The 4943-nt window shown below is 53.5% G+C and carries 3 protein-coding genes and 1 pseudogene; 3 read left to right on the top strand and 1 reads right to left on the bottom strand.

The window, feature by feature from the left end:
- Positions 1-339: 339 nt before the first annotated feature.
- Positions 340-696, top strand: a complete 357-nt coding sequence (locus tag CO667_RS34255) for a hypothetical protein (protein WP_096772349.1) — start codon at positions 340-342, stop codon at positions 694-696.
- Between the two features lie 102 nt (positions 697-798).
- On the opposite strand, the pseudogene CO667_RS34250 reads toward CO667_RS34255, so the two are convergent.
- Positions 799-1165: pseudogene (locus CO667_RS34250) on the bottom strand (ATP-binding protein); the annotation flags it as partial.
- Between the two features lie 1453 nt (positions 1166-2618).
- Here CO667_RS34250 and CO667_RS34245 point away from each other — a divergent pair.
- Both CO667_RS34245 and nodD3 read left to right on the top strand, forming a co-directional pair.
- Positions 2619-3644 carry an LLM class flavin-dependent oxidoreductase gene (locus CO667_RS34245; RefSeq protein WP_096772348.1) on the top strand — a complete coding sequence of 342 codons (1026 nt, stop codon included), beginning with the start codon at positions 2619-2621 and terminating at the stop codon, positions 3642-3644.
- Positions 3645-3794: 150 nt separating this feature from the next.
- Positions 3795-4703 (top strand): transcriptional regulator NodD3, encoded by a 909-nt coding sequence (gene nodD3, locus CO667_RS34240; protein WP_096772347.1) that lies wholly within the window; start codon positions 3795-3797, stop codon positions 4701-4703.
- Positions 4704-4943 lie beyond the last annotated feature (240 nt).

Below are 4943 nucleotides of genomic sequence, written 5' to 3'. Positions count from 1 at the left end.
GGCCAAGCGCTGATCTACAGCACAGGGGGGTCAAAATTGGATAAGCAAAAGGGGTCAATGTTCGGTGCTGATTGACAGCCCGGAGGTACCATTCGTGCGGTCGGCGCGGCAGAAGATTGGCTTCACTTCCCGGCAGCGGAGCAGTATCCTAATGGCGCCGATGCTCACTCGCCTCTATGTGCCTCTACGTACCATGGCGATGGTCCTAGATGCGCAGGCGTTTCTGACCCGGAAGTGTCCGTGACAAAAAAGACGAGGTATCGAAAAGACGCGCGTTCTTGGCAATCAGTGCGCAACCTCCCGGCGTTTTTCGAGGGGCTGCCTCTAAGGAGGTATGCAATGACACTCGCCACATCAACAGGGTTGCTGATCGCACTTGGGGCGATCTCCGTCTGCACTATCGTTCGAACCGACGCCCATCAAGCGAAGAGCGGCTGGACCTATCCTCCGGCGTGCTGCAAGGCCCACGGTTTGAGTGGAGATTGTCAGTCCATTCCGACTCAGAACATTCGTAAAGGGCCCCGCGGTTTTTCCGTCTTACTGCATGCGGGCGACCACCACCTCGCGACAGAGCCGCACCTTTTCTTCATTCCGTATGGGGACGAAATCCCTTCGGGAGATGGCCGGTATCATATCTGCCTTCATCCGACGGAAAACGACGTGAACTGCTTCTTCTCGCCGCCTGACAGTACCTAACTACATTTGCCAACTTGGCCACCGCTAGCTTCTCCACCCGTATCACTGGCGCTGAATCAGTGCGCATTCTCCATTTCAAATTGGTTCTGAATTAGTTAATGGCTATGGGCCAAGTGCGGGTGTAGGGATCCCGACTTTAGCTTTGAAGCGGTTTTCGAAGCGCCAGGACTCTTTCCCAATTTCTACAATGGTGAGTCAACCAATCAAGCAGTGCTGTCGTCATCTTGGCATCACCGAACGCCGACGGGGCGTTCACCGAAGGCCATGTTCGCCGGTGACGAGGATCGAGGTGCGCTCGTAAAGCCTGCGGATAAGATGGAACAGGAGCGGGCCTCCGTCCTTCGCGAACGGCAGATAGCCGATCTCATCGAGGGTGATGAAGTCGAGGCGTGTGAGGTAAGTCGACTATCCGCCTTGCTTGTCGTTCCAACCGGTTGACCAGATCGATGACATTGAAGAAACGGCCGCGCATCAAGTCCATGAAGCGATCTATAGAGTCTGATCTGCCAGCCCCTACGCGGCGTCTCCTCATCTCCCAATCGTAACACCTTTCATCCTATAAAGCTAAGATCTGGAAATGCAGGGACATACAACCGCACTGGCTCCTGATCCTTCCACCTCAGAAGGGACCGTGATTTCGCCCGGGTCGGCCTTACGCCACTTCGATCGACCGAAGGAAAGCAACGGTTCGGCCGAACATCCAAAATGGCATCGAACGCTTAGACGCCTTCTGAACATCGGGGCGAGCGCTGTTGTGCCCTGGGTCAGACGTGGCAAGAAGCGTTGACGTTTGAGCAACCCTTTGAAGGTGGAGATCCCGGGTTATTCACCTGGTGGATCAATGCCATACAAACAATTAATTTTACGAAGCCGTGGGATGTTATTAAACACCTCGACTATGAATTGGGGATACCATGATGTTGCTCCACCGGAGAGCAGCCGAGGGCTAGGTCACAGACCTGGCCGATAAATGGAGACGAATATGGCCAACGTGGAAATGCAGAACGCACTCTCGTCTGCCAATCAAGTGCGGAGACATAGCTCTGGGTCCTTTCTTCGCCTACTGCAAGAGCCTCGTCGCATTACACCGAATACCAGCCATAACCCGTTCGGGTCGCCACAAAAGCTGAACAACCACTAATCGAACTTCCCAATCCTTGGGTTCTCAAAAGTGAACGGAGCTGTGGGTATGCGAGATGGGGTGTTACTCGCCGCGAAGTCATACAGGGAATATGAAGGATCCAATATCATTTCAGCGTGAGCATTATGTTCAGCTCATCGGCGTCAGCATCGGTTTCAGAGCCAACGGCTTTACGAAGAGAACCGCAAGGATGTTAAGTATGGGTGAGGTAGTGAGCCTGGCGCTTTCGGAGCGGGGCTTTCGATCACCCTTTCGAAATTAACTTCGCACTTTTCAGGGCCCGGGCGGGTAAAAATGGAAGGTTTTGGCAAAGGGAATTAGAACGGAGAAATATATACTGGTAAATGTTTCCGAACGAAGCTCTTTGCCATTCCATATGCGTGAGTATCGGTACGGCTACGCAGATAAATCCATTGATGAAACTGTAGACTGCATTCTTGGAGCAGCCACCCGATTGTGGATGCGAGAGCCGTCGCCAGCAATCGCATGCTCGCAGCGGTAGATGAAGCGGGTGGCGTCCTAGTCTAGGGGGTGAAAGCTGAGCAGGTTCAATAAACTCGAAGCCCCAACATTTATAGGCTCTGGATGTGCGGCCTCCAATCCTGCCAGACCCTCCAACCACCTAGCGCAACGGGCTTCGGATAGATTTTCCGGCGCCGCCGTAACCATTAGATAATTCAGTGCAAACTTAAGACGGGCGAATAATTCCTGGCGAAAGACATCGGGGCCACCCTCCGGTTCTGGCCACCGAAAACTCGCCGCCAAACTTGGAGACATTCAGATGACAAACTCTCTTCCCGCAAAGCTGATGGTTGGCATTTTCGACCATTTGGACGAAGACGGCAGAGAGATTGCGCGCCAATATGAAGATCGGATGAAATTGGCAGAGGTTTGCGATCGCCTTGGCTTTTTTGGATATCACGTCGCAGAGCACCACTGTACCCCCCATGGTAGGGGACCTTCGCCGAATCTATTTCTAGCAGGCGTAGCTCAGCGCACGCAGCATCTTCGTCTCGGTCCGTTGGTTATGCTGTTGAACCTTTATCATCCGCTACGTGCGTTTGAAGAAATTTGCATGCTGGATCATCTGAGTGGTGGCAGGCTCGAGTTGGGCATGGGACGCGGCTCCTTACCAATCGAATGGGGCTTTTTCGGTATTGAGGAGGAGGTGGCGACATCGCGCTATCTCGAAGCCAGCGAGATCGTCATCCAAGCGATGAAGGGAGGAGCTCAAGCTCTTTCCTACAAAGGCGATCACTTTGAACTAGACAAAGTCCCGTTGATGTTGAGGCCACACCAACGTCCTCAGCCTCCGACATGGATTACAACCAGTCGTCCTGAGGTTGCGCGCTGGGCGGCTGAGAACGATACAAATCTTGCCTGCGGGGGCCCTGCTTCGACTGTTCGCCAGATCACTGATGCCTACCGAGCACACGAGAGACATACCGCCGGGGGCAGGAAACGGGCGCCATTCCTTGGGTTGGTCCGAATGGTGGTGGCCGGCAGCACGACGAAGCATGCCATTTCGCTCGCGGCCCCGGCTTATCAACGGTGGCTTCGGAGCTTTAAGTTTCTGTACGAGATAAACGGGATACAGACTCCTCAGAACCTCCCGCCAGATTTTGATGCAGCAGTAGACTGTCAGTTGTGCGTAGTTGGTACTGCGGCGTCAGTTAGGCAAGATCTTCTCGATCATGTCGAGGAAGCAGGTGCTAATTATCTTCTTTGCCAGCTGGCGTTTGGCGATTTGCCATTGGAGGCTTCCTATTACACTGCAACGAGCGTTCACTCTGGAGTTATGGCTTAATCTGGACTGGCCTCAGGTTGCTTTCCGAGCACAGAGATTAAGTCTCTGTGTCCGCGCCCTCAAATCGGTTGAGGAGCGCCAAGGCGAATTCAGCCATCGCCGTAGGAACAACCGTTGTGGAAGGGCTGCATTATTGGATAGTTAAAAGATATGCGATTCAAGGGCCTCGATCTAAATCTCCTTGTCGCGCTCGATGCACTAATGATTGAGCGCAACCTTACTGCGGCGGCACGTAGCATTAATCTGAGCCAGCCCGCAATGAGTGCAGCCGTCCGCCGGCTCCGCTCCTATTTCCGCGATGAACTTTTTACGATGCGTGGTCGTGAATTTGTTCCAACGCCGCGTGCGGAAGACCTCGCGCCTGCGATTCGTGAGGCTTTACAGCATATTCGTCTCAATATCATTTCCTGGGACAAATTTACTCCTGATCAATCAGATCGTCATTTCAGAGTAAGTTTGTGCGATTTCGTTACAGTTGTTCTTTTTCAGAAGATACTGGAGCGTCTTGCGCGGGAGGCACCCGGCATTAGCTTTGACTTGCTGCCGCTTACTGACAATCCAGACGAGCTCTTGCGACGCGGCGACGTAGACTTCCTTATTAGCCCACCGTTATTCATGTCGAGCGCGCATCCTAAGATAGATCTATTTCAGGAACGACTGACTTGCGTCGGCTGCAGTAATAACAAACAACTTGAGGAAGCCCTTACTGCAGAGGAGTATTCATCAATGGGGCACGCGGTAGTTAGGTTCGGTCGGACGCAGCAGCCTACCATAGAAGATTGCTTCTTGCAGGAGCATGGCCTCAAGAGGCGGGTCGAAGTCGTTGTTTCAAGCTTTAGCATGATCCCCGCCGCCCTGATGGGCACTGATCGCATCGCAACCATTCCGTTACGATTAGTTGGGCTTTTTGAGGACAAGATACCGTTGCGGATGACTGCGCCCCCGATAACGCTGCCGACATTCACCGAGGCGGTCCAATGGCCGGTACTTCACGACAAAGATCCGGCAAATATCTGGATGCGAGATATAATGGTTCAGGAGGCAGCGCGATTGCCGTGACCATCTTGAAACCTAGGAAGCTGGGTTGCATTGGAATCGATCGACCCGCGACGTGCCCGATTAGCTGAAGACGGCACCACCTGTGACTGACCCGCAGGCCATTTTATCGACGAAGCTGAGCGCCACGTCCGTCGCCGGTCGGCCGGCCTTCGGACGATTGGTGGTGAGCGTCCGGTGAGCGGATTTTGGTTAGGTGTGGGATTGGCGCAAGTTACGACACAGATGATTCATTTGTGACGT

The sequence above is a fragment of the Rhizobium sp. L43 genome (assembly GCF_002531725.1).
Taxonomy (GTDB): Bacteria; Pseudomonadota; Alphaproteobacteria; order Rhizobiales; family Rhizobiaceae; genus Rhizobium.
This window is presented reverse-complemented; position numbering and strand designations above follow the sequence as displayed.

Excerpts from the sequence above, each read along its gene's own strand:
- CO667_RS34255 (WP_096772349.1), top strand. The coding sequence starts at position 340 with ATGACACTCGCCACATCAACAGGGTTGCTGATCGCACTTGGGGCGATC.
- CO667_RS34245 (WP_096772348.1), top strand. The coding sequence starts at position 2,619 with ATGACAAACTCTCTTCCCGCAAAGCTGATGGTTGGCATTTTCGACCAT.
- nodD3 (WP_096772347.1), top strand. The coding sequence starts at position 3,795 with ATGCGATTCAAGGGCCTCGATCTAAATCTCCTTGTCGCGCTCGATGCA.